The organism is Nocardia sp. NPDC051900, assembly GCF_044452545.1.
In the GTDB taxonomy this organism is placed as follows: Bacteria; Actinomycetota; Actinomycetes; order Mycobacteriales; family Mycobacteriaceae; genus Nocardia; species Nocardia sichangensis.
The window spans coordinates 136,790-157,352 of the sequence record NZ_JBITBU010000016.1 but is presented as its reverse complement, the minus strand read 5'-3'; the positions used below and the strand labels follow the sequence as shown (position 1 = coordinate 157,352).

18 protein-coding genes are annotated in these 20,563 nt (G+C 67.8%); 12 read left to right on the top strand and 6 right to left on the bottom strand.

Annotation, left to right across the window (positions count from 1 at the left end):
- Window positions 1-98 precede the first annotated feature (98 nt).
- Genes gmd through ACIA5H_RS26180 form a run of 8 tightly spaced genes read left to right on the top strand, consistent with a single transcriptional unit; the run spans window position 99 to window position 9,948 of the window.
- The gene (gmd, locus tag ACIA5H_RS26215; RefSeq protein ID WP_355077957.1) at window positions 99-1,121 is read left to right on the top strand and encodes a GDP-mannose 4,6-dehydratase; all 1,023 of its coding nucleotides are present in this window, start codon (window positions 99-101) and stop codon (window positions 1,119-1,121) included.
- A complete protein-coding gene (locus tag ACIA5H_RS26210) occupies window positions 1,118-2,371 on the top strand; it encodes a class I SAM-dependent methyltransferase (RefSeq protein ID WP_397077949.1) in 1,254 nt (417 codons plus the stop codon). The genes gmd and ACIA5H_RS26210 overlap by 4 nt, the downstream gene beginning before the upstream one ends.
- A gap of 1 nt (window position 2,372) precedes the next feature.
- The gene (locus tag ACIA5H_RS26205; protein WP_379252439.1) at window positions 2,373-3,320 is read left to right on the top strand and encodes a GDP-mannose 4,6-dehydratase; all 948 of its coding nucleotides are present in this window, start codon (window positions 2,373-2,375) and stop codon (window positions 3,318-3,320) included.
- A gap of 1 nt (window position 3,321) precedes the next feature.
- Window positions 3,322-4,506 carry a class I SAM-dependent methyltransferase gene (locus ACIA5H_RS26200; RefSeq protein ID WP_397077947.1) on the top strand — a complete coding sequence of 395 codons (1,185 nt, stop codon included), beginning with the start codon at window positions 3,322-3,324 and terminating at the stop codon, window positions 4,504-4,506.
- A 4-nt stretch (window positions 4,507-4,510) separates the two neighbouring features.
- Window positions 4,511-5,689 carry a nucleotide disphospho-sugar-binding domain-containing protein gene (locus ACIA5H_RS26195; RefSeq protein WP_397077945.1) on the top strand — a complete coding sequence of 393 codons (1,179 nt, stop codon included), beginning with the start codon at window positions 4,511-4,513 and terminating at the stop codon, window positions 5,687-5,689.
- A gap of 55 nt (window positions 5,690-5,744) precedes the next feature.
- Window positions 5,745-7,313, top strand: coding sequence for a glycosyltransferase family 87 protein (locus ACIA5H_RS26190; protein WP_397077943.1), 1,569 nt, complete (start codon window positions 5,745-5,747; stop codon window positions 7,311-7,313).
- Window positions 7,310-8,587 (top strand): flavin-containing monooxygenase, encoded by a 1,278-nt coding sequence (locus ACIA5H_RS26185; protein ID WP_397077941.1) that lies wholly within the window; start codon window positions 7,310-7,312, stop codon window positions 8,585-8,587. The genes ACIA5H_RS26190 and ACIA5H_RS26185 overlap by 4 nt, the downstream gene beginning before the upstream one ends.
- 11 nt (window positions 8,588-8,598) lie before the next feature.
- A complete protein-coding gene (locus ACIA5H_RS26180) occupies window positions 8,599-9,948 on the top strand; it encodes a cytochrome P450 (protein WP_379252444.1) in 1,350 nt (449 codons plus the stop codon).
- 337 nt (window positions 9,949-10,285) lie between these two features.
- On the opposite strand, the gene ACIA5H_RS26175 is transcribed toward ACIA5H_RS26180, so the two are convergent.
- The gene (locus tag ACIA5H_RS26175) at window positions 10,286-11,239 is read right to left on the bottom strand and encodes an NmrA family NAD(P)-binding protein (protein ID WP_397077939.1); all 954 of its coding nucleotides are present in this window, start codon (window positions 11,237-11,239) and stop codon (window positions 10,286-10,288) included.
- Window positions 11,240-11,373: 134 nt separating this feature from the next.
- Between ACIA5H_RS26175 and ACIA5H_RS26170 the strand changes: the two genes are divergently transcribed.
- Window positions 11,374-11,886, top strand: coding sequence for a winged helix-turn-helix transcriptional regulator (locus tag ACIA5H_RS26170; RefSeq protein WP_397077937.1), 513 nt, complete (start codon window positions 11,374-11,376; stop codon window positions 11,884-11,886).
- Window positions 11,887-12,127: 241 nt separating this feature from the next.
- On the opposite strand, the gene ACIA5H_RS26165 is transcribed toward ACIA5H_RS26170, so the two are convergent.
- Together ACIA5H_RS26165 and ACIA5H_RS26160 are read right to left on the bottom strand one after the other, a co-directional pair.
- Window positions 12,128-13,051, bottom strand: coding sequence for an NADP-dependent oxidoreductase (locus ACIA5H_RS26165; protein ID WP_379252446.1), 924 nt, complete (start codon window positions 13,049-13,051; stop codon window positions 12,128-12,130).
- Window positions 13,052-13,124: 73 nt separating this feature from the next.
- A complete protein-coding gene (locus ACIA5H_RS26160; RefSeq protein WP_397077935.1) occupies window positions 13,125-13,850 on the bottom strand; it encodes an SDR family oxidoreductase in 726 nt (241 codons plus the stop codon).
- 105 nt (window positions 13,851-13,955) lie between these two features.
- Here ACIA5H_RS26160 and ACIA5H_RS26155 point away from each other — a divergent pair, with 105 nt between their 5' ends.
- Entirely contained in the window at window positions 13,956-14,795 is an 840-nt protein-coding gene (locus ACIA5H_RS26155; RefSeq protein WP_397077933.1) for a LysR family transcriptional regulator, read from the top strand.
- Between the two features lie 114 nt (window positions 14,796-14,909).
- Here ACIA5H_RS26155 and ACIA5H_RS26150 read toward each other — a convergent pair whose 3' ends face one another.
- Entirely contained in the window at window positions 14,910-16,136 is a 1,227-nt protein-coding gene (locus ACIA5H_RS26150) for an epoxide hydrolase family protein (RefSeq protein ID WP_397077931.1), read from the bottom strand.
- Between ACIA5H_RS26150 and ACIA5H_RS26145 the strand changes: the two genes are divergently transcribed.
- Entirely contained in the window at window positions 16,136-17,137 is a 1,002-nt protein-coding gene (locus tag ACIA5H_RS26145) for a YafY family protein (RefSeq protein ID WP_364425683.1), read from the top strand. The two genes, ACIA5H_RS26150 and ACIA5H_RS26145, sit on opposite strands and share 1 nt — an antisense overlap.
- 13 nt (window positions 17,138-17,150) lie before the next feature.
- Here ACIA5H_RS26145 and ACIA5H_RS26140 read toward each other — a convergent pair whose 3' ends face one another.
- Entirely contained in the window at window positions 17,151-17,921 is a 771-nt protein-coding gene (locus ACIA5H_RS26140; protein ID WP_397077928.1) for an AraC family transcriptional regulator, read from the bottom strand.
- Window positions 17,922-17,975: 54 nt separating this feature from the next.
- On the opposite strand from ACIA5H_RS26140, the gene ACIA5H_RS26135 reads away from it, so the two are divergent.
- On the top strand, window positions 17,976-19,019 hold the full coding sequence (locus ACIA5H_RS26135) for a zinc-binding dehydrogenase (protein ID WP_397077926.1): 1,044 nt from the start codon (window positions 17,976-17,978) through the stop codon (window positions 19,017-19,019).
- 13 nt (window positions 19,020-19,032) lie between these two features.
- On the opposite strand, the gene ACIA5H_RS26130 is transcribed toward ACIA5H_RS26135, so the two are convergent.
- Window positions 19,033-20,487 carry a serine/threonine-protein kinase gene (locus tag ACIA5H_RS26130; protein ID WP_397077924.1) on the bottom strand — a complete coding sequence of 485 codons (1,455 nt, stop codon included), beginning with the start codon at window positions 20,485-20,487 and terminating at the stop codon, window positions 19,033-19,035.
- Between the last annotated feature and the right edge of the window lie 76 nt (window positions 20,488-20,563).

Sequence of the window (20,563 nt, the reverse complement as noted above, 5' to 3'; positions counted from 1 at the left end):
GGCCGCGCTCATGCAATCGAATTCTAATACCGGCGGCGACCGAAAGATAGGTATTGCCCGCCATTTGACGACCGGTTAGTCTCGGGGCTGGAGGTTTGATGAGAAAGGCACTGATAACCGGCATCACCGGCCAGGACGGGTCTTATCTGACAGAATTCCTGTTGCAGCAAGGATATGAGGTGCACGGGATTGTCAGGCGTGCGTCGAATTTCAATACCGACCGCATAGACCACCTGTATTCCGATACCCATTCCCAACGCCGGCTGTTCCTGCACTACGGGGATCTGATGGATTCCAGCAGTCTCAACCGGATCCTGGAGGACGTACGACCGGCGGAGATCTACAACCTGGGCGCGCAGTCGCACGTGCACATCTCGTTCCAGATCCCGGAGTTCACCGCGGAGACCAACGCGATCGGCACACTGCGCATCCTGGACGCCATCCGCAAGACCGGCATCGCGACCCGCTTCTACCAGGCTTCGTCCTCGGAGCTCTACGGCGGCCTGCACGACGTGGCGCTCAGCGAGCGCACGCCGTTCCATCCGCGCTCGCCGTACGCGGTGGCGAAGCTGTACGCGTACTGGATCACGGTCAACCACCGCGAGGCCTACGGGATGTACACGGTCAACGGCACCCTGTTCAACCACGAATCACCCAGGCGCGGCGAGGTTTTCGTTACCCGCAAGGTGACAAGGGGCGCGGTGCGCATCGCGCAGGGCAAACAGGAGAAGTTGTTCATCGGCAACCTGGACGCCCGCCGAGACTGGGGATACGCCAAGGAGTACGTCGAGGCGATGTGGCTCATGCTGCAACAGTCCGAACCCGACGACTACGTGATCGCCACCGGCGAGACGCACAGCGTGCGCGAGCTGTGCGAGACCGCGTTCGCCGCCACCGGTGTCGAATTGATCTGGGAAGGAACCGGATTGACCGAGAAGGGGATCGACCGACGAACCTCGCGAGTGCTCGTCGAGGTCGATCCGACCTATTTCCGCCCCGCAGAGGTGCATCATCTCACCGGTGACCCGAGCAAGGCGCGCGAGAAGCTCGGGTGGCAGCCCCGGACGAGTTTCACCGAACTCGTCGAGTTGATGGTCGCCCACGATATGGAGAACGCGTGACGCAAGCAGTGGCGGTGCAGGGCTGCCGGGTGTGCGGGAACACCCGGCTCGAAACGGTCGTCGACCTCGGCACGATGGCGTTGACGGGAGTGTTCCCGGCCACCGATCCCACCGAGGTGCCGCGCTATCCCTTGGAGTTGGTGCGCTGCGTGCCCGAAGGCAGCGAGGAGTGCGGGCTGGTGCAGTTGCGCCACACCGCGGACTTCGGCGAAATGTATTCCCCCGGCTACGGATACCGCTCCGGGCTGAATCGATCCATGATCGAGCACCTCGCCCACCGGGTGGACAGGATCCGGCAGCGGGTGTCGCTGTCACCGGACGACGTGGTGATCGACATCGGCAGCAACGACGCGACGTTGCTGCGCGCCTATCCGGAAGGGTCGGCGACGATTCTGGGCATCGACCCGCTGGGGGAGAAGTTCCGCCGGTTCTATCCGCCGCACGTGCGGTTGGTGACCGGCTACTTCGACCACGAGCTGGCCGAATCGGTGCTCGAGGGGCGGCGGGCCAAGGTGATCACCTCGATCGCCATGTTCTACGACGTCCCGCGCCCGCTGGAGTTCATGCGCGCGGTGTACGACAGCCTCGCCGACGACGGCATCTGGGTGCTCGAACAGAGCTATCTGCCCGCGATGCTGGCCACCACCTCCTACGACACCATCTGTCACGAGCACCTCGAGTACTACACCCTCGACCAGATCGAGTGGATGGCGCGGCGGTGCGGATTCGTGGTGCTCGAGGTGGAACGCAATACCGTCAACGGCGGCAGCTTCGCACTCACACTCGGCAAGCAAGGAGTCGCCTCGCCTGCCGACGCCGCCGCGCTGGATCGGATGCGCCACGAGGAGTCCGCGCTCGGGTTGCACACCTCGCAGCCGTACGCGGAATTCGCCAAACGGGTCGACCAGCACCGCGAACAGGTCCGGGAGTTCTTCGACCGCTCCCGCAAGGCCGGCCTGCGCACGCTCGGGTACGGAGCCTCCACGAAAGGCAACGTGGTGCTGCAGCACTGCGGGATCGGGCCGGAGGATCTGGCGTGCATCGCGGAGGTCAACGACGACAAGTTCGGCAAGTTCACCCCCGGCAGCGCGATCCCGATCGTGTCCGAGGAGCAGGCGCGTGCCATGGCGCCCGACCAGTTCTTCGTGCTGCCCTGGCATTTCCGCACCATGATGCTGGAGCGGGAGAGCGCTTTCCGCGCGGCGGGCGGGCGGTTGGTGTTCCCGCTGCCGGAACTGGACGTGGTGTGAGATGACCATCGTCGTCACGGGCGCGGCCGGGCAGGACGGCACGCTGCTGTCGGACCTGCTCGCCGGGCGCGGCGAGCGCGTGCTGCGCATCGGCCGCGACGGCCCGGTCGACATCACCGACGCCGCCGCGGTCGAGGAACTCGTCGCCGCCGAACGCCCCCGGCAGGTCTACCTGTTGGCGGCGGTGCAACATTCCTCGCAGGACGACCACGGCGACCCGCACGAGCTGGCCCGCGCCTCGCATCGCGTGAACACGCTGCCGGTGCAGCATTTCGCGGAGGCGATCGATCGCCACCGCACCGGCACCCGCCTGTTCTACGCGGCCTCGTCGCACGTCTTCGGCTCCGACGGCGACGCGGTGTGCGACGAGAACAGCGGGCTGCGGCCGGACTCCATCTACGGGGTGACCAAAGCGGCCGGCCTGCTGGCCTGCCGCGCCTACCGTGCCCGCGGCGTCTTCGCGGCGGCCGGGATCCTGTTCAACCACGAATCTCCGCTGCGCGCAGAGAAATTCGTCACCCGCAAGATCGTGCGCGCCGTCGCTCGGATCCAGCGCGGTGAGACCGGCACGGTGGAGGTGGGCAGGCTGGACGCGGGCGCCGACTGGGGATACGCGCCGGACTACGTCGAGGCGATGACGCGGATCCTGGCGCTCGACGAGCCGGAGGAGTTCGTCGTCGCCACCGGCGAACACCACACGGTCGCGCAGTTCTGCGCGGCGGCGTTCGGCATGGCCGGACTGGACTGGCACGACCATGTCCGCGAACGGTCCTCGGTGCTCACCCGCGGCGGGCGACCGCGAGTGGGCGAGGCGAGGAAGTTGCGCGCGCGGACCGGGTGGCGCCCTTCGGTGGATTTCCACGGCATGGTGCGGGCCATGCTCGTCGCCGAGGGCGTGCGCCTTGCTGAGCAATCGAGGCCGGTACGCACCGGCGGAACGGATGGATGACGTGACCCTGAACGACGAGAACGTTCTCGCCGCCCACTTGATCTCCGTCGCCGACGGCGTCCCCGAGGAGACCGCCGCCCGGATCGGCGAGATCGGCACCGAGACCGTCGCCGACGCGGTGCTCAAGGAGATCGCCTGGCGCGCGGGCTACGGCGCGCGCCCTGGACAACCGGTGACCGCGGTGTTCGAGCTGATCCACGAGGGCAAACAGCTCGACTACCTGGTCACCTTCGGCGCCGACGACCCCGCGATCGCGCCGGGCACCCTGGAGGATCCGTGGCTGGTGGTGCGCCAGGATCTGGTGGAGTTGCTGCGCGCGGTCTACGGACCGCCCGACGCCGCCCTGGGCACCCGCGCCATCACGATCAAGGACGAGCCGGGGCCGGGCAGTTTCGCGCCGGACGACCCGTGGCGACTGGCCCGCGACGCCGCCGCCGTCGCCGCCGACCGCATCGTCACCGCCTGCCGTCCCCACCACTACGACCTCGACGCGCTGTCGCTGCACTTCGGTTCGGACAAGTGGGGCGGGCACTGGTACACCCAGCACTACGAGCGGCATTTCGCGCCGCTGCGCGACAGCCGGGTCCGCATCCTCGAGCTGGGCATCGGCGGATACACCGCCCCCGACGTCGGCGGTGCGTCGCTGCGGATGTGGAAGCAGTACTTCCGCCGCGGCCTGGTGTTCGGGCTGGACTACTTCGACAAGTCCGGCATCGCCGAGCCGCGCCTGCAACCCCTGCGCGGCGATCAGGGCGAGCCGGCGTTCCTCGACGGGCTCGGCGACTCGCTCGGCCCGTTCGACATCATCATCGACGACGGCAGCCACATCAGCGGCGACGTGATCGCCTCGTTCGGTGCGCTGTTCGCCCACCTGCGGCCGGGCGGACTGTACGTGGTGGAGGACACTCAGACCTCCTACTGGTCGGGCTGGGGCGGAAGCAGCACCGCGACCGACGATCCGGCCACCACCATCGGTTATCTGAAAACCCTGGTGGACGCCCTGCACCACCAGGAATTCGAGAAGGAATCCGGCCGAGCGGCAGGCGCTTTCGACGACTGGATCGGGGCGCTGCACTTCTACCACAACATCGTGGTGATCGAAAAACGCCGCAATGCCGAGCAATCGGCTCCATCATGGGTGCCTCGGCACACCAATCCGATGGAGTGGATGAAGCCGAAGGAGTGATCGGATGAAGTTTCTAGTCGTGCCGGTGCCCTCGTCGGGCCATCTGCTGGCGATGGTGCCGTTCTGCTGGGCGCTGCGCCAGGCGGGCCACGAAGTGCTGGTCGCTTCGCGCGACGACGTGACGGCGACAGCGCTGCGCTCGGGGCTCAACGCCGTCGAGGTGACCGCGCTGAACGTGCCGATGGACCAGTTGCGTACCCAGGTGAACCCGGGCATGTTCCCGCTGCCGCTGTTCGCCGACCGCGACCAGTCCAGCGGACAGGGCCTGTGGCAGATCGCCGCGCAGAATTGGCACAACCACGCCCGCCAGTACCTCGAGACGTTCGCCGCGGTGGCCACCGACTGGGGCGCGGAGGTGATCCTCACCGACCCGCTGGCCACCATCGGCCGCGCGCTCGGCGCGCAACTGGATCTGCCGGTGCTGGTGCACCGCTGGGGCATCGACCCCACCGGCGGTCCCTTCACCGACCGCACCGCCGCACTCGCCGAGGAGGCGGGCACGCGGCTGGCCGCCCCGGTCGCCGTGCTCGACATCTGCCCGCCGCGGCTGCAAGCGCCCGACGCCGCGCCGAGCATCCGGCTGGGCTACGTCCCGTTCAACGGCACCGGCGTGCTGCCGCCGTGGCACCGCAATGAGCACGGCCGCAAACGGATCGCGGTCTGCATGGGCGGCAGCACGCTCGGCCTGACCGGTCCCCGGCCGCTGGAGTCCGTGCTCGCCGCGCTGGCCGCCGTCGACGACGCCGAGGTCGTCGTCGCGCTCTCGGCACCGGACCGGGCCACGGTCGGCGAACTGCCCGACCATGTCCGTGTCGTGGAAGAGGTTCCGCTGAACCTCTTCCTGCCGGGCTGCGATCTGCTCGTGCATCACGGCGGCTCGACCACCGGCCTCACCGCGGGCTGGTTCGGCCTGCCGCAGTTGGTGCTGCCACAGATGTTCGACCAGTTCGATTACGCCAGGGGCCTGGTCCGCAGCGGGGCCGGGCTGACCGCAGAGACCGCTGCCGGGCAAGGCGACGTCGAGGCGCTCACCACCGCGATCCGCACGCTGCTGCGCGAGCCGCGTTTCCGCGCCGCCGCCGAACAGATCGGCGCCGACCTGCGCGCCGCGCCCGCACCGGGCGACGTGGTGTCCCAGGTTGTTCCGCTGCTGGCCGAGCACGCCGGAGCAGCGACCAGATAGACCGTCCGCGCGGCCCGAACCGGGTGGCGCGGGAACCGAAAGCCGTAGGTTGCAGATGATATCCAGGACATGGACCAGGTTCCGTGGTTCGCTCGACTACTACGCCGCGATGTATGCGGTGTTCGTGGTCGGCATTCTCGTCCCCGTCGTGATGATCGTGCTCGCGCTCACCGGCCTACCGGGCCCCGTGACCGCCGTGCTCGGCATCGTGTGCGCGGCGGTGCTGTTCGTGCTGTTCGTGCCGAGGATGCCCGACGAGTGGCGGGAGGTGGTGCGCAGCAAACCGATCGTGGTGCGGGTGCTGTGGAGCCTGGTGATCGTGCTCGTCGTCGCGGTCCTGGCCCGGTTGACGCAGTTCATCCTCGACGCCGACAACGTGGACGCCTCGCTGTCGGCCGACGACGACTTCCTGGTCAAGAAGACCCACCTGTCCGGCTACATCAGCGGCGCGCTCATGGCCGAACACGACCCGGCCGGTCTCTACGACCGTCACCGCTACGAGTCGCCCCACGCGGATTCGATCCTGCCCGCGGTGACACCGCAGGATCGCGACGCCTACCTCTACCCGCCGCCGTTCCTGCTGCTGCCGCGATTGCTGCTGCTGTTCAGCCACGACTTCGCCACGCTGCGGGCGCTGTACTACTCGCTGTATGTGGCGATCGTGCTGGTGGCCATGTTCGCCATCGCCCGCTGGGTCGGCGGCAGGCAGGGCGGGGTGCTGGCGGCGCTGACCCCGGTGGTGTGGATCAGCCTGCCGACGCTGGCGACCATGCAGATCGGCAACGTCCACGTGCTGGTGCTGTATGTCGGCGGCGCGGGCGCCATGGCGCTTTTCCATCTGCGGCGCAACATCTTCGGCGGCGCGGCGCTGGCGTTCGCGATCGTCGCCAAGGTGTCCCCGGCGATTCTGCTGGTCTATCTGCTGGTCCAGCGGCGCTGGCGGCCCGCGGCCTGGACGGCCGTGTTCGGCGGCCTGTATTCGCTGGCGACGTTGGCGATCTTCGGTTGGGAGCCGTGGCGGCAGTTCTTGTCCGACGGCACCTGGAAGCGGCTGGCCAGCGGGGAGTTCCACCAGTTCGTGCTGGTCGAACGCGCCAATCAGCTGGTCAACTATTCGCCGTTCGGGCTGCCCTACAAAGCGAACATCATGGGCTGGGACATCGGCGATCCGGTCGGTCCCGCACGCGTGATCACCAACGTCTACACCTTGCTGCTGCTGATCCTGGTGGCGGTCACCGCGGTGCGCATCCACCGGCGGCTGTCGGCGGGGGCCGAAGGGCCGCGGGTGCGCGCCGAGCAGCTGGCCATCTGGCTGGCGGTGCTGACGCTGGCGTCGTTCCGCGCGCCGTTCGGGCCGTGGGTGTACATCGCGGTGGGCGCGGTGTGGATGCTGGCGGTGTACGCGGGGCTGATGCGCGGCGGCAAACGCACCGTCGCACTGCTGACGGTGGCCTGGCTGATCATCGCGGTCTACAACGAGAACGTCTACTTCACGCTGGTGGCGCAGACGATCATCTACCTGGCCTGCTTCTTCGTGGCCTGGCGGGCGAGCGCGGGCACCGAGCCGCAACCCACACCGCCGCAGGAGGACTCCCCACAGACGGAACGGGTCGCCGCGGCATGAGCACCTATTGTGTGATCGGCGCGGGCGCGGCCGGTCTGGCGACCGCACGCGAATTCGCCGCGCACGGTTTGGATTTCGAGGTGCTCGAAGCGGCCGACGGTATCGGCGGCATCTGGGACGCCCGGCGCCCGGACTCGCCGGTCAGCCGCAACACCCACGTGATCGCTTCCAAAGGGGTGCAGGCGTTTTCGGGTTTTCCGATGCCCGAGGACTATCCCGACTATCCCGGCCACGAACTCGTGCTGCGCTACCTCAACGCCTACGCCGACGCCTTCGAGCTGTGGCCGCGCATCCGGTTCAACACCGCGGTGCAGCACGTCGAGCCCAGCGGTGACGGCTGGTCGGTGACGCTGGCCGACGGATCCGAGCGACACTACGCGGGAGTCGTCATCGCCACCGGCCACGACCGCACCCCGCGCCGCATCGACATCCCCGGCTCGGGCACGGTGCCCGTGCTGCATTCGAGCGAGTACCGCGATCCCGAACAGGTGCTCGGCAAGCGGGTGCTGGTGATCGGGGCCGGGCAGTCGGCGGCCGACATCCTGTCCGACTGCGCGGTCAACGCCGCGCTGACCCTGCACAGCAGCAGGCGCGGGTTCTACTGCATGCCCAAGTACATGCTGGGCCGCCCGACCGACAGCATGCTGCAGGGCCGGATGTGGCGGCCGCTGCGCAAGCGGGCCTTCGAGCGGCTGTTCTCCTATCTGCGCGGCCGCTCTCGCTCGTTCGGGCTGCCGGTGCCCGATTTCGCCGAGGGCATCGTCATCCCGATGCTCGGCGACCAGTTGCACCACTACTACACACACGGCGACATCACACCCAAACCCGACGTCACATCGATCGACGACGACCGGGTGACGTTCGCCGACGGCACCGAGGAGAAGGTCGACCTGGTGGTGCTGGCCACCGGGTTCGTGCCGAACTACCCCGTCGTCGACCGAACTCTGTTGAACTGGACCGACGGCAGCCTGCGACCGGGTTTGTATCTCAACATCTTTCCGCCGCACACCCGGGACTTGTTCGTGATCGGGATGGTGCGCCCGATCGGCTCGCACTGGGACGTCTACGAGAAGCAGGCCGAGTTGGTCGCCGAATATCTGCGCGCCAAGGCGAACGACCCGGTGCGGGTCGAGCGTTTCGACCGCGCCACCCAGGGCCGCCAGCCCGACCTGTACGCCGGGCTGCGGCTCTATCACGCCGACCAGTACCCACTGGTGGTGGAGAAACAGGACTACGTGAACCAGTTGCGCAAGCACGCCAAGCTCTTGAAGTGAAAGGTCGGACCATGAAAGCACCCGGGCCCGGTCTGGTGGAAACCGGACGCATGCTGCCGAAACTGGCGAAGAACCCGCTGACGACGGTGGGCGCGTTGCTGGACGGCTACGGCGACGTCGTGCGGGTCAAAGCGGGCCCGATGCTGGTCTACCTCGTCGCGGATCCGGCGATGACCGAGTACGTCCTCAAGGACAACTACACCAACTATCGCAAGAGCCCGATCTACGACGAGTTCAGCATCCTGCTCGGCGACGGGCAGCTGACCACCAACAACCTGGAGTACTGGCGTAGACAGCGCAAACTCATCTCCCCGGCGTTCTCCCACTCGCACGTCAAGGGTTTCGCCGACGACATCACCGACAGCGCCGCGGCGATGCTCGACAGCTGGGACGCCTCGGCCGGAGAATTCCGCGACATCTACGACGACTACGTCAAGCTGCTGCTCGCGGTGACCGGCCGGATCCTGTTCGGCATCGACCTGTCCACCGACACCACACAGGTGACCGACGCGATGCGCGCGGCGTTCGCGCTCATCATGAAGCGGGTGAACGCGCCGGTGAAGCTACCGCAGTCGTTCCCGACGCCGGAGGCCCGCCGGGTCGCGCGCAAGGTCGGCGAACTCGACGACGTGGTGCGCCATCTCATCGACGAACGCCGCCGCGGCGGCGACACCAGCGACGTGCTCACCGCGCTGGTGCGCGCTCGCGACGAGGGCGGGCAGGGCATGCGAGAGGAGGACTTGCTCAACGAGATCAAGACCTTGCTGGTGGCCGGTCACGAGTCACCGGCCAACGCGCTGTCGTGGGCGTGCTACCTGCTGGCCACCCATCCCGAGATCCAAGAGCGACTGGCCGAGGAGGTGCGCTCCGTGATCGGCGACCGCACGCCCACCTTCGCCGATCTCGGACAGCTCAGCTACTGCCGCATGGTGATCGAGGAGACGATGCGGCTGTATCCGCCCGCCTGGATCGTCGAACGCACGCCGATCGCCGATGACGAGATCGGTGGCTACCACGTGCCCGCGGGCGCGCGGGTCACGTTGTGCATGTACTACGTCCACCGCGACAAACGTCTGTGGGACGACCCGGAGCAGTTCCGTCCGGAGCGTTTCGCCGACGCCGCCGTGGCCGAACGGCACAAGTTCGCGTTCTTCCCGTTTTCCGGCGGCCCGCGCATCTGCCTGGGCAAGGACATGTCGATGACGGAGATGGTGCTGATCCTGGCCATGACGGTGCAGCGTTTCCGCCTCGAACTCGACGACACCCACCCGGTGGTGCCGCTGGCTTCGGTGAACCTGCGCCCGGAGTTCGGCATCCGCATCCGCCCGGTCCGCCGCGTCACCGAACCCGTGACGACCTGACCTCCCGCCGTGGCCGCACACTTCAGGAGCTTCGAGCATGCCTGACGGGGTGCCAGTAAGTGCCCTTTATGGGCCAGTTCGAGGCATGGACCGGTTCGGGTACGCGCGAGTGTCCACACGTGGGCAAAGGGGGCTCCCAAATCGACACCGGGCAGTGCCCACGATCGCGCTGCGATGCACCCCCTCGGCCCGAGCCGCTCACCGCGGCGCGGGCCGAGGGCGACCCCACTGCATCATCCATCGACCAACGGTCAGACGGTGGTGTCGAAGGGGGCAGCCCTCCGCGGCGGTCGCACGCTGTTCAGCTCTCAGTGCGCACACGCCCGGACCCGATGGATCAACGTCCGGGGGCCGCAACGAACTGGTGACTGTGTTCGCGGAGGAACTCGGCGAACGTCTGCGGCGAACGGCCGATGGCCTCGGTGAGTGCGGTGGTATCGCCCGGCGGGGCCGAGGGCAGCTGGGAGAACATCGCGCCGATGGCCGAAATGTGCTGCGCCATGGCTGGATTGACGGATGGTTCGGTGCCGTTGTGTGCGAGGGCTTCCAGTTCGCGCTGCCATTGACCGGCAGGGATGGAGGTGTATCGGACCGGCGTTCCCGTTGCGGCACCGATGAGAGCGGCGATCTCGGCGTGGCTGTGCACGGTCGCCCCCTGCGGGTAGAGCGTGGTGCCGCGAGGGTATCGCGCCGGGTCGGTCAGCGCCGCCACGGCGAGATCGGCGGCGTCGAGACCGCTGATCCACGGCACCGCCGCATCGCCGAAACTGTTGGCGAAGCCGCGGGTCTGGCGGATGGATCCGGCGTGCAACAGCACGATGTTCTCGTAGAACAGAGCCTTGATCCGTAAGATCGTCGGTTCCAGTCCCGCCCAGGACAGCACCTGCTCGGCGGCCCATTGCGCGCGTCCCAGCCCACTGGGGTTGTCGGGGGCCGAGACCGCCATGGACATCACGACCAGTCGCGGCGTGGTCTCGGCGTGCCGGATCGCGGAGGCGAGATTGGCGGCGGCCTGCACGATGCCGGGAGCGACCGGATAGGTGAAATACACGGTGTCCACGTCCCGCACGGCCGCATCCAGCGTCCGGCGATCCAGCAGATCGCCCACGACGATTTGCGCGCCGAGAGCGCGAAGGTGTTGTGCGCGTTCGTCATCCGCGCGGACCAGCACGCGGACCCCGTAGTCGTGTTCACGAAGACGCCGCACGACATGTGAGCCGGTGCCGCCGTGTCGTCCGCCCGCACCGATGACGAGCGTGGTGGTTCGGGGGCTGTCGGGGGAGAAAGTCACAAGTGCGCCTTCCGATCGTTCACCAGGGTGAGGTGTGGCAGCTCGTGGTCCGGCTGCGACGCCCACGCTAGAACTGGTAACTACTATTATGCAAGTTACTGTAGGGTTACTGTGGATGGCGAAAGGATCAGCAGGTGCGGCGAACGAGTTTCCAGGCGATGGGGTGCCCGATTGCGGGCGCTCTGGAGTATGTCGGCGACTGGTGGACGCTGCTGATCGTGCGCGACGCGCTGGACGGATTCACCAGATTCGACGAGTTCGAACGCAACCTCGGCATCGCCCCGAATATGCTGACCAGGAGATTGCGCACTTTGGTCGAATCCGGGCTGCTCGAACGCAGGCGCTACAGCCAGTCCCCGCCCCGCTACGAGTACGTCATCACCGACAAGGGGCGAGACCTTTCTCCGGTCCTCGTCGCCCTGTACGCCTGGGGCCGCAAACACACGGGATCGGATGTGCCGAGCGTCGTCCTGACCGATCGGGACACCGGGGAGGAGGTCATGCCCGGCCTCGTGGACCAGCACAGCGGACGCCCCCTCTCGGCCATCGACCTCGCCTTCCTCGCCGGCCCAGGGGCCGACGGTTTCATGCGTGAACGTCTCGACCCCGAGTTGCGGGAGGCGCGGCGCCGACGCGGCGCCAACTAAGTGCACGTCTCCTTTGACGGACTGCTGCCGGACGGAAAAACCGCGCGGAGCAACGGCCTGATGTGCCGAGCCGCGACAGCCGCGGCTACCGCAACTCGATGCAGTTCGGCCCTTCGGACGCGTTCGAAGCCAGGGCAGGTCGGGATTCGCCTGGTCCGTCCGCGTTGCACATCACCACGGAGGCACGCGCCGCGGCCATGGGCGAGGCCGTTCGGAGCAGGCTGCATTGTGTCGGTGCAGGTCAGGGCTCGAGCACGATTTTGCCGTGGGTGTGGCGGCGTTCGAGTTCGGTGTAGGCCTGGCGAACCTGCGCCAACGGGTAGACGTTCGCGATCGGGACTTCGAGGTGCCCGTCGGCGATCAGGACGGCCAATTCGGCGAGCACCTCGGCGCCCGGCCTGGCGTCGGTTCCGGGTTCGGTTTTGACTCCGTACTTCGCGGCTGCCGCGAAATCGGCGATGGTGTCGATCCGTTCGGCCGAGACGCCGAGAGCCAGGGCCAGTTCGACGTAGCCGCCGCCGTGGGTGTCGATGAAGGCATCGACGCCGCCCGGTGCGGCGGTCTCGATCCGTTCGGCGACGCCGGCTCCGTAGGCTACCGGAATCACGCCGTGGCTTTGCAGCCATTCGTGGTTGCGCTCGCTCGCCAGGCCGATGACGGTGGCTCCGGCACGGCGAGCGAGCTGTACGGCGAGCGAGCCGACTCCGCCGGCCGCCGCGGAGACCACAACGGCCTCACCCTGCTCGAGCTGTACGGAATGCACTGCCCGCCAGGCGGTCACGCCTGCGACGTAGAGGCCGCCCGCCACCTCCCATGAGACGTTGCGCGGTTTGGGTGTGAGGTTGTCGACGTCGACCAGGACCAGCTCGGCCTGGGCGGCCCGCTTCTCGGAGAACCCGATCACCTCGTCGCCGACCGAGAATCGGTCGACTCCGGCGCCGACCTCGGCGACAACCCCAGCGAGGTCGCTGCCCTGCCCGGACGGAAATGTCGAGGGAAAGATGTCGGCCATCGCGCCGGTACGGATGGCCGCCTCACCGGGATTGATGCCTGCCGCCCTTACCTGCACGAGGACCTGCCCATCCTCGGGTACGGGCCGGTCGACGTCGTCGACCCGCAAGACCTCGATTCCGCCGAACTCGTCGTATCTGACTGCCTTTGTCATCGTCTTGCTTCTCCCTCGGCGCGCGCCGCGCGGCTGACGTCGAGAACGGGAACGGTGGGCACCGGTGTTCTTGTCACCAGGGCACTGTTCCGGCGTCGTCGAAGAATCCGCCGGTCGGTCCATCGTCGGGCAGGGTCGCGAGGTGAATCGCGATGGCCGCCCCCTGTTGTGGTGTGCGGACGCCGCGAAAGCCGTTGAGGTCGGTGGCGGTGAAACCGGGGCAGCCGGAGTTGATCAGGATTTTGGTGTCGCTGAGTTCCTTGACGTATTGGATAGTGAGGGCGTTAAGGAAGGTCTTCGACGCCAAGTAGGCGGCGGGAACCGGGCCCATGTCGATGCCGGGTGTGGTTTGCAGGGCGAGCGAGCCGACGCTGCTGGACATGTTGACGATTCGCGGTGAGGCCGAGGCGCGCAGCATCGGCAGCATCGCGTTGGTGACCCGAATGACCCCGATCACGTTGGTTTCCACGATGATTCGCACGGTCGCGGGATCGACGGCGGTCGGTGTCTGCGGCAGGTCGCCGGTGATCGCGGCGTTGTTGACCAGGACGTCGAGCCCGCCGGCCTGGTCGGCGATCAATTCGGCCGCCGCGGCCACGCTCGCGTCGTCGGTCACGTCGAGCGGCACACCGAACGCATCGGTCCCGGCCGCGCGTAACTTCTCCACCGCGGTGTCGCGGCGTTGCCGATCCCGCGCGCCCACACCGATTCGCCAGCCGAGCGCGCCCAGGCCGGCGGCGATCTCGTATCCGATTCCCTTGTTCGCGCCGGTCACCAGCGCGATCGTCTGTTCACTCACACCGTCGATCCTGCTGCGGTTGCGGGTGCGGCGTCCAAGACCGGTCGGGTTTGCGTCGATACCGCACGGGTATCGGTCGAGGTCATCGCCGGTTACCATGGCCTGGTGGAGACGCGGGAGATGCGATATTTCGTCGCCGTCGCCGAGGAGTTGCACTTCGGTCGGGCGGCACAACGGCTCTCCATGGCGCAACCACCGCTCTCGCGAGCCATCCAGCAGCTCGAGCGGCGGCTCGGAGTCGTTCTGCTGCACCGCACCGCTCGCGCCATCGCCTTGACCGAGGCCGGGACGGTGCTGCTGCGCGAGGCCCGGACCGCGCTCGACGCGGTCGAAGCCGCCGAGCGCCGCACCCGCCGCGCCGCGGCCGACCAGCCGGGTGTGGTGCTGGTCACCAAGGCCGGTGCGTCCAGGGAACTGTTGTCGAAGCTGCTGGACGCCTACGCCGCCGAACCGGGCGCCGTGGCCGTCGAGGTGATGCTGTGCGGGCCCGGCGAACCGGAAAGCCTGCTGCGCAACGGGCGTGCCGACGTTGCGCTGCTCCACCGGCCCTACGACACGACAGCCGGATTCGACACCGAGGATCTGCATACTGAACAGCAGGTGGCGGTCCTGCCCGCGGGTCATCCCCTCGCCGACCGGGCGCATCTGTCGTTCGCCGAGCTCAACGCCCAGACGGATCTGCCTCTGCCGCGCTGGCCGCGACGGGATGGAAGTTATCCGGACGGCCCCGGCCCGCGGGTGCGCGACCATACCCAACTGCTCCAGCTGATCGCGCTCGGACTGGCCTGCGCGGTCGTGCCCGAGTCGCTGCGAACTCAGCTACGCGACGATCATGCCGTGGTGGCGGTGCCGGACGCACCGGTGGTCACGACCGTCATCGCCTGGCCGCCACACAGCAGATCCAAAGCCGTTGCCGACCTCGTCCGCACCGCGACACGCCTCTGATCGGCACCATTGTTCGCCGGCCGCACGGCTGCACCGAGCATCACCACTCCACGGGACGGCTACCGGCTGACCGGGTAGCGATGGCTCGCGAGGTTCTGCACCGTCGGGTTCGGGCTATCGCAGATGTTCGAAGAATGTTCGCAGATCAGCTGCCAGTTGAGCCGGCGCCTCCATGGCCGGGAAGTGCAGGCCGTGCTCGAATTCGGTCCAGTGCGCGTCCGGCGGCGCCGGGACCACCTTGCGCACGGTCTCGTCCGCACCGAACACCGCGAAACCCTGCGGTACCGCGGGTGCGCCCCAATCCGAGGAGTGCGCTTGGTCATAGAGGGTGTGCGCCGCGGTGATGCCCGCTCCGGTGAACCAGTAAAGGCTGACGGTAGTGAGCAATTGGTCGCGATCGATCGGCAAGTCGGTCCATTCCTCGAACTTCTCGGCGATCCACGCCAGCTGCAGTAGCGGCGAATCGACGAGACCGTAACCGATGGTCTGCGGTCGGCTCTGCTGGATCGACAAGTATCCGGAACCCTCCTTGCGGAACGCGTCCATGCGCTCGAGGATCAGCTTGTCGACCGGGTCGTCGGCATCGAGGCGCTCGGCCATTCCGGGAAGGAACGTCGCCACATTGGCGGCGGTCAGCGGATCGGTCACGACGTGGACGCCGATGACATGCTCGCTGTCGCGGGCGCCGACCAGGCCGGATATGCCTGCGCCGACGTCGCCGCCGTGAACCCCGTAGCGCTGGTAGCCCAGCCTGCGCATCAGCTCGATCCACGCGTTCGCGGTGCGGCCCATCGCCCAGCCGGTCGCGCTGAGCGGAGTGGAGAAGGCGTAACCGGGCAGCGACGGCGCGACCACATGGAACGCAGGCCCCTCGGCCGGGTCGACCAAAGGCTCGATGAGGTGGAGGAATTCGGCGACGGAGCTGGGATAGCCGTGGGTGATCAGCAGTGGCGTCGCGTCCGCTCGGCCGGAGCGGACGTGCAGGAAATGAATGCGCTGGCCGTCGATCTCGGTCGTGAACTGCGGATAGGAATTGAGCACGGCTTCCTGCGCACGCCAGTCGTAGCCGGTGCGCCAATATTCGGCCAGCTCCTTCAGGTAGAGCTGCGGTATGCCGCGGTTCCAGCCGACATCGGGCAACTCGGCCGGCCAGCGGGCATCGGCGAGCCGATGGTGCAGGTGATCGAGATCGGACTGCGCGATGTGGATGCGAAAGGGCTGGATTGCGTCACTCATTGGGGTTCTCTCTGTCGGCTCGGGCGAGCGTTTCGCGCCGGTGAAACATAAGGTAGTTGCCATTGCGGAAAGGTTGGTTCCTCGATTCGGGAGAAGATCGATCAATGTTCGAAACCTCGGCACGACTGCTTCGTCTGCTTTCGCTGCTGCAAGCGCGCCGCGACTGGACCGGACCCGAGTTGGCCGCTCGACTGGAGGTCACCGTGCGCACCGTCCGCAACGACGTCGACCGCCTGCGACGGCTCGGCTATCCCGTCGAGGCTCGGCCGGGTGTCGACGGTGGGTACCGGCTGGGTGTCGGAGGTGCGCTGCCGCCGCTGCTGCTCGACGACGACGAAGCGGTCGCGATCGCGATCGGGATGCGCAGCGCCGCAGCCGGTTCCATCGCGGGCATCGAGGAGACCTCGTTGCGTGCACTGACGAAACTGCAACAGATATTGCCGTCGCGGCTGCGCCGTCGCGTCGACGCCTTCGGGTCGCACACTCTCGCGCTCCCCCCGCGCGGCCCGCTCGTCGACCCGGATGTGCTGACCGTGATCGCCGACGCCTGCCGCGACCATGAACGACTGCGGTTCGACTACCAGACGCATTCGGGGGCCGCCGGTCGGCGTTCGGTGGAGCCGTATCGCCTGATCAACGATCGACAACGCTGGTACCTGATGGCCTGGGACCTCGACCGCGTCGACTGGCGGACCTTTCGCGTCGACAGGATGCGGCCCCGCACACCGACCGGCCCCCGCTTTACGCCGCGGCCGCTGCCGCCCGACCATGAGATCACCGCACGAGTCGCCCGCGGAATCGGCGAGTCGACGTGGCGCTTCCGCGCCAGGGTGATCGTGCACGCGCCCGCGGATCACGTGCGCAGCCGACTCCCGATTCCCGTCGACGTCGAGCCGTTGAGCGAGGACCGGTGCGCGTTCGAACCCGGCTCCGACCATCCGGAAATGCTGGCGCTCTACCTCGGACTGCTTGGCGCCGACTTCGAGATCGTGGACTCACCCGAACTGGTGCGGACCCTGCGGACGATCAGCGAACGCTACCAGCGCGCGCTCGCCCCGTCGTCGGGTCGACGTCGTTGGTCGCCACCGACGGGCGGAGCCTTGTGACGTGGTGCCGAGGTCATGGAGTGGTGCGGTAGCGGCCCGGGGTGGTGCCGACGAGGTTGGTGAAAGCGGCGATGAAGCTGCTGGGGTTCGCCCAGCCGCAGGCGTGGGCGACGCGGGTGGTGTCGTGGCCGTCGGCGAGCAGGACGAGTGCGTGGTAGACGCGGAGCTGGGTGCGCCACTCGTAGAAGGTCATGCCGAGTTCGTTGTGGAACAGGCGGCTGAGGCTGCGGGCACTGGCTCCGATCGTGCGCCCGAGTTCGGCCAGTGACGTGTTGTCCGCGGGGTTCTCGGAGAGGATCCGCGCAATCGCTTGCAACCGGTCGTCCTGAGGTTTCGGCAGCACGAGTGGCTGTTCGTGTGCTTCCTGGAGTTCATCGACGAGGACGCGGCGAAGGCGAGCGCGCGCGGCGCGGTCGTGGTCGCGTGGGCTCGTGAGGGTGAGCAGGATTTCGCGGGCGAGGCCGGAAGCCAGGAACACGGCGGGACGGTCCGGCACGAGCCGCGCCTGGGATGGGGGTAGGAAGACGATCCGCATGTCGGTGTCGCCGTGCGCCCGATGGTAGTGCGCGAACTCGGCAGGGGTCCACGCGATTCGATTGGCCGGAACGATCGATGTGCCCCGTTCGGTGTGCACGGACAGGACGCCGCGAGCCGCGTAGACCAGGTGTCCACGCGGATGGGAGTGCACCGAGCTCGTTCCCCCCGACGGCCACAGGTGCACCCCTCCGGACGGCCACAGCTGGGATGTCGGGCCGAGCCGAGGAAGTTGGCGGCCAACGGGCATGAGTTGGCATTCTATCGGTAGACGGCCACACGCTCGCCTGGCGACAGTGGACGCATGCGCGATGACCTCCATTCAGACACCACCGCCGCCCCGATGCGGTGTGAGACGACGAGTACGACGATGCGAGCGGCCGTCTGTGTACGGGCGGGTGACCCGGAGGTACTGGAGATCCGTGAGCTACCGGTACCAGCGATTCGGGAGGGCTGGAGCCTGGTGCGGGTGAAGGGCGCGGGCTTGAACCGATCGGAGCTGCGAACCCGTCAGGGACATTCCCCGAACGTCCGGTTCCCCCGTGTGCTCGGGATCGAATGTGTGGGAATCGTGGCAGCGTCGACCGATCCCATGTTGCCGGTCGGCGCGACCGTCGCGGCGGTGATGGGGGAGATGGGCCGGGAGTTCGACGGCGGCTACGCGCAGTACGCGTTGTTGCCGAATTCGCTGCTGATGCCGGTCACCACCAGGTTGCCGTGGGAGGTCTTGGCCGCACTGCCCGAGACATACTTGACCGCGCAGGGCTCACTCGACGCATTGGGCATCGTGGCGGATAGCCAGGGGCGGTTGCTGATTCGCGGTGGGACATCGTCGGTGGGTATGGCGGCAGCGTCGATCGCGTCCGGTCGCGGCATCGAGATCGCTGCCACGACCCGACGGCACGACAAGATCGACGCGCTGACCGCGATCGGCGTCGACCACGTACTCGTCGACGACGGCGGGTCGCTGGCGGCCGGCGTGCAGGCGGTCTGGCCCGAAGGGCCCGACTACGTGCTGGATCTCGTCGGAGCGCGCACGGCGGTGGACTCGCTGCGCCTGGTCCGCCGGGGCGGGACGGTATGTGTGGCGGGTTCGCTGAGTGGGTGGCTGATCTCGGACTTCGAACCGATAGCGATGATCCCGTCCGGAACCAAACTGACGGCGTTCCACAGCGACAACCTGAAGGGCAGCGCGGGCGCGGCCGTGCTGCAGCGCGTCGTCGACGAAGTCGAGGCCGGTGTCTATCGACCCAACCTCGACCGTGTCTTCGGTCTGGACGACATCGTCGCAGCCCATCGGTACATGGAGGACAACCGGGCCACCGGAAAGATCGTGGTGGTGCCCTGAGCGCTCTGCGGGCTCATGGCCGGTTCCTGGGATGCTTGTCAGCGAGCCAGCGCCTGGTCGCGGGGGACAGGGTGCACAGCAGCCCCGCACAGGAGAAAAACAGGAGCGTGCCGACGAAAACCAGGTCGCTGGTACGGCTGTCGCCACCCAGACTGGCTCCGGCTCCGACCAAGCCGACCAGCGTGAGGATCCCGGTACCCAACGCCACGGCGATGCGGCCCGCGCGCTTGCGCCGGAACAGGGCGATCGAGCCGCCGAGCAGCACCAGCGCCATCGTGGTGGAGATCGCCATGGGGGCGAGAAGTTCGAGGGCGACCTCACGCAGAGTCTGGCGGTGACCGTATTCGATGTGCGGGGTCGTCAGCTCCATCACCCCGTTGGCGATGATGAGACAGAAGACCAGCCCGAAGCCGAACGCGACGACAGCGCCGATCCTGGGAACGACGCCGGATGGCCGGGCCGGATCGTGGATGGGCGTGAGCGGTTGCAGCGGCGGTAGCTGTTCGGCGCGCCACCGGGGCTCCGAAGGCTGGTTGAGCAGGGTCGGGGCCGAACGCGGCCACGGGTCGACCGCCGTGGCGGGGTGGGCCGAGCGTTGGTCGACGAAAGTCGGCGCGGGCGCCACGGCGGGAGTGTCGCCGCGCAGGGCCGCCGCCGCGGCCACGGCGAAGTCGCCGCAACTGGCGAATCGTTCGTCGCGGTGCTTGGCCAGGGCGCGGGCGATCACCTCGTCGAGTCGTCGTGACAACTCGGGTCGGGTATCGCTGAGGCGCGGCACCGGCTTGGCGATGTGTCCGGCGACGATTTGACCGGGGTTGGTCGAGGGGAACGGTGGTTGCCCCGCCAGCATCGTGTAGAGGGTGCACCCGAGGGAGTATTGATCGGCGCGGTGATCGACCGGCTCACCGGACAGTTGCTCCGGCGAGGCGTAGGCGAGTGTGGCGGTGAACGTTCCGGTGGCGGTCAGTTTGGTATCGGCGTCGAGTATTCGCGCGATCCCGAAATCAGTGAGCAGAGCACGTGTTTCGCGACCGGCTTCCGGTTCGGCGATCAGGATGTTGGCCGGTTTGATGTCGCGATGCAGCACACCTCGGCTGTGGGCGTAGTCAAGCGCCTTCGCCGTATCGCCGACGATCTGCAGGACCTGTTCGGGGTGGGCGCTCCGGGGATCGAGCCGTGCGGCGTCGGTGCCACGGACGTACTGCATGGAAATCCACAGATGCCCGCCCTCGGTGCCGCGATCGTAGACGCCGACGATGCCAGGATGATCCAGGCGCGCAACCACATTGGCTTCCTGTTCGAACCGCCTGCGCAGCTCCTCGTCCTCGGACACCGCGCGATTGAGCAGTTTGAGCGCCACCAGCCGCGGCAGGCGCGGGTGCCGCGCCAGATAGACGGTGCCCATACCGCCTTGCCCGAGCACGCCTTGGATCACGTAGCCGGCGAACGACTCGTGCTGCCTCAACACCTCTGGCCCCCTTCTAGATCCGGCCACCCGGACCGCAGGCAGCATAACTCCCGGTTTCCGGGCCCGGCTTCGCGCC

Coding starts and splice junctions, on each gene's coding strand:
- ACIA5H_RS26205 (WP_379252439.1), top strand. CDS start 2,373: ATGACCATCGTCGTCACGGGCGCGGCCGGGCAGGACGGCACGCTGCTG.
- gmd (WP_355077957.1), top strand. CDS start 99: ATGAGAAAGGCACTGATAACCGGCATCACCGGCCAGGACGGGTCTTAT.
- ACIA5H_RS26195 (WP_397077945.1), top strand. CDS start 4,511: ATGAAGTTTCTAGTCGTGCCGGTGCCCTCGTCGGGCCATCTGCTGGCG.
- ACIA5H_RS26180 (WP_379252444.1), top strand. CDS start 8,599: ATGAAAGCACCCGGGCCCGGTCTGGTGGAAACCGGACGCATGCTGCCG.
- ACIA5H_RS26140 (WP_397077928.1), bottom strand. CDS start 17,921: ATGCCCGTTGGCCGCCAACTTCCTCGGCTCGGCCCGACATCCCAGCTG.
- ACIA5H_RS26145 (WP_364425683.1), top strand. CDS start 16,136: ATGTTCGAAACCTCGGCACGACTGCTTCGTCTGCTTTCGCTGCTGCAA.
- ACIA5H_RS26190 (WP_397077943.1), top strand. CDS start 5,745: ATGATATCCAGGACATGGACCAGGTTCCGTGGTTCGCTCGACTACTAC.
- ACIA5H_RS26165 (WP_379252446.1), bottom strand. CDS start 13,051: ATGACAAAGGCAGTCAGATACGACGAGTTCGGCGGAATCGAGGTCTTG.
- ACIA5H_RS26185 (WP_397077941.1), top strand. CDS start 7,310: ATGAGCACCTATTGTGTGATCGGCGCGGGCGCGGCCGGTCTGGCGACC.
- ACIA5H_RS26135 (WP_397077926.1), top strand. CDS start 17,976: ATGCGCGATGACCTCCATTCAGACACCACCGCCGCCCCGATGCGGTGT.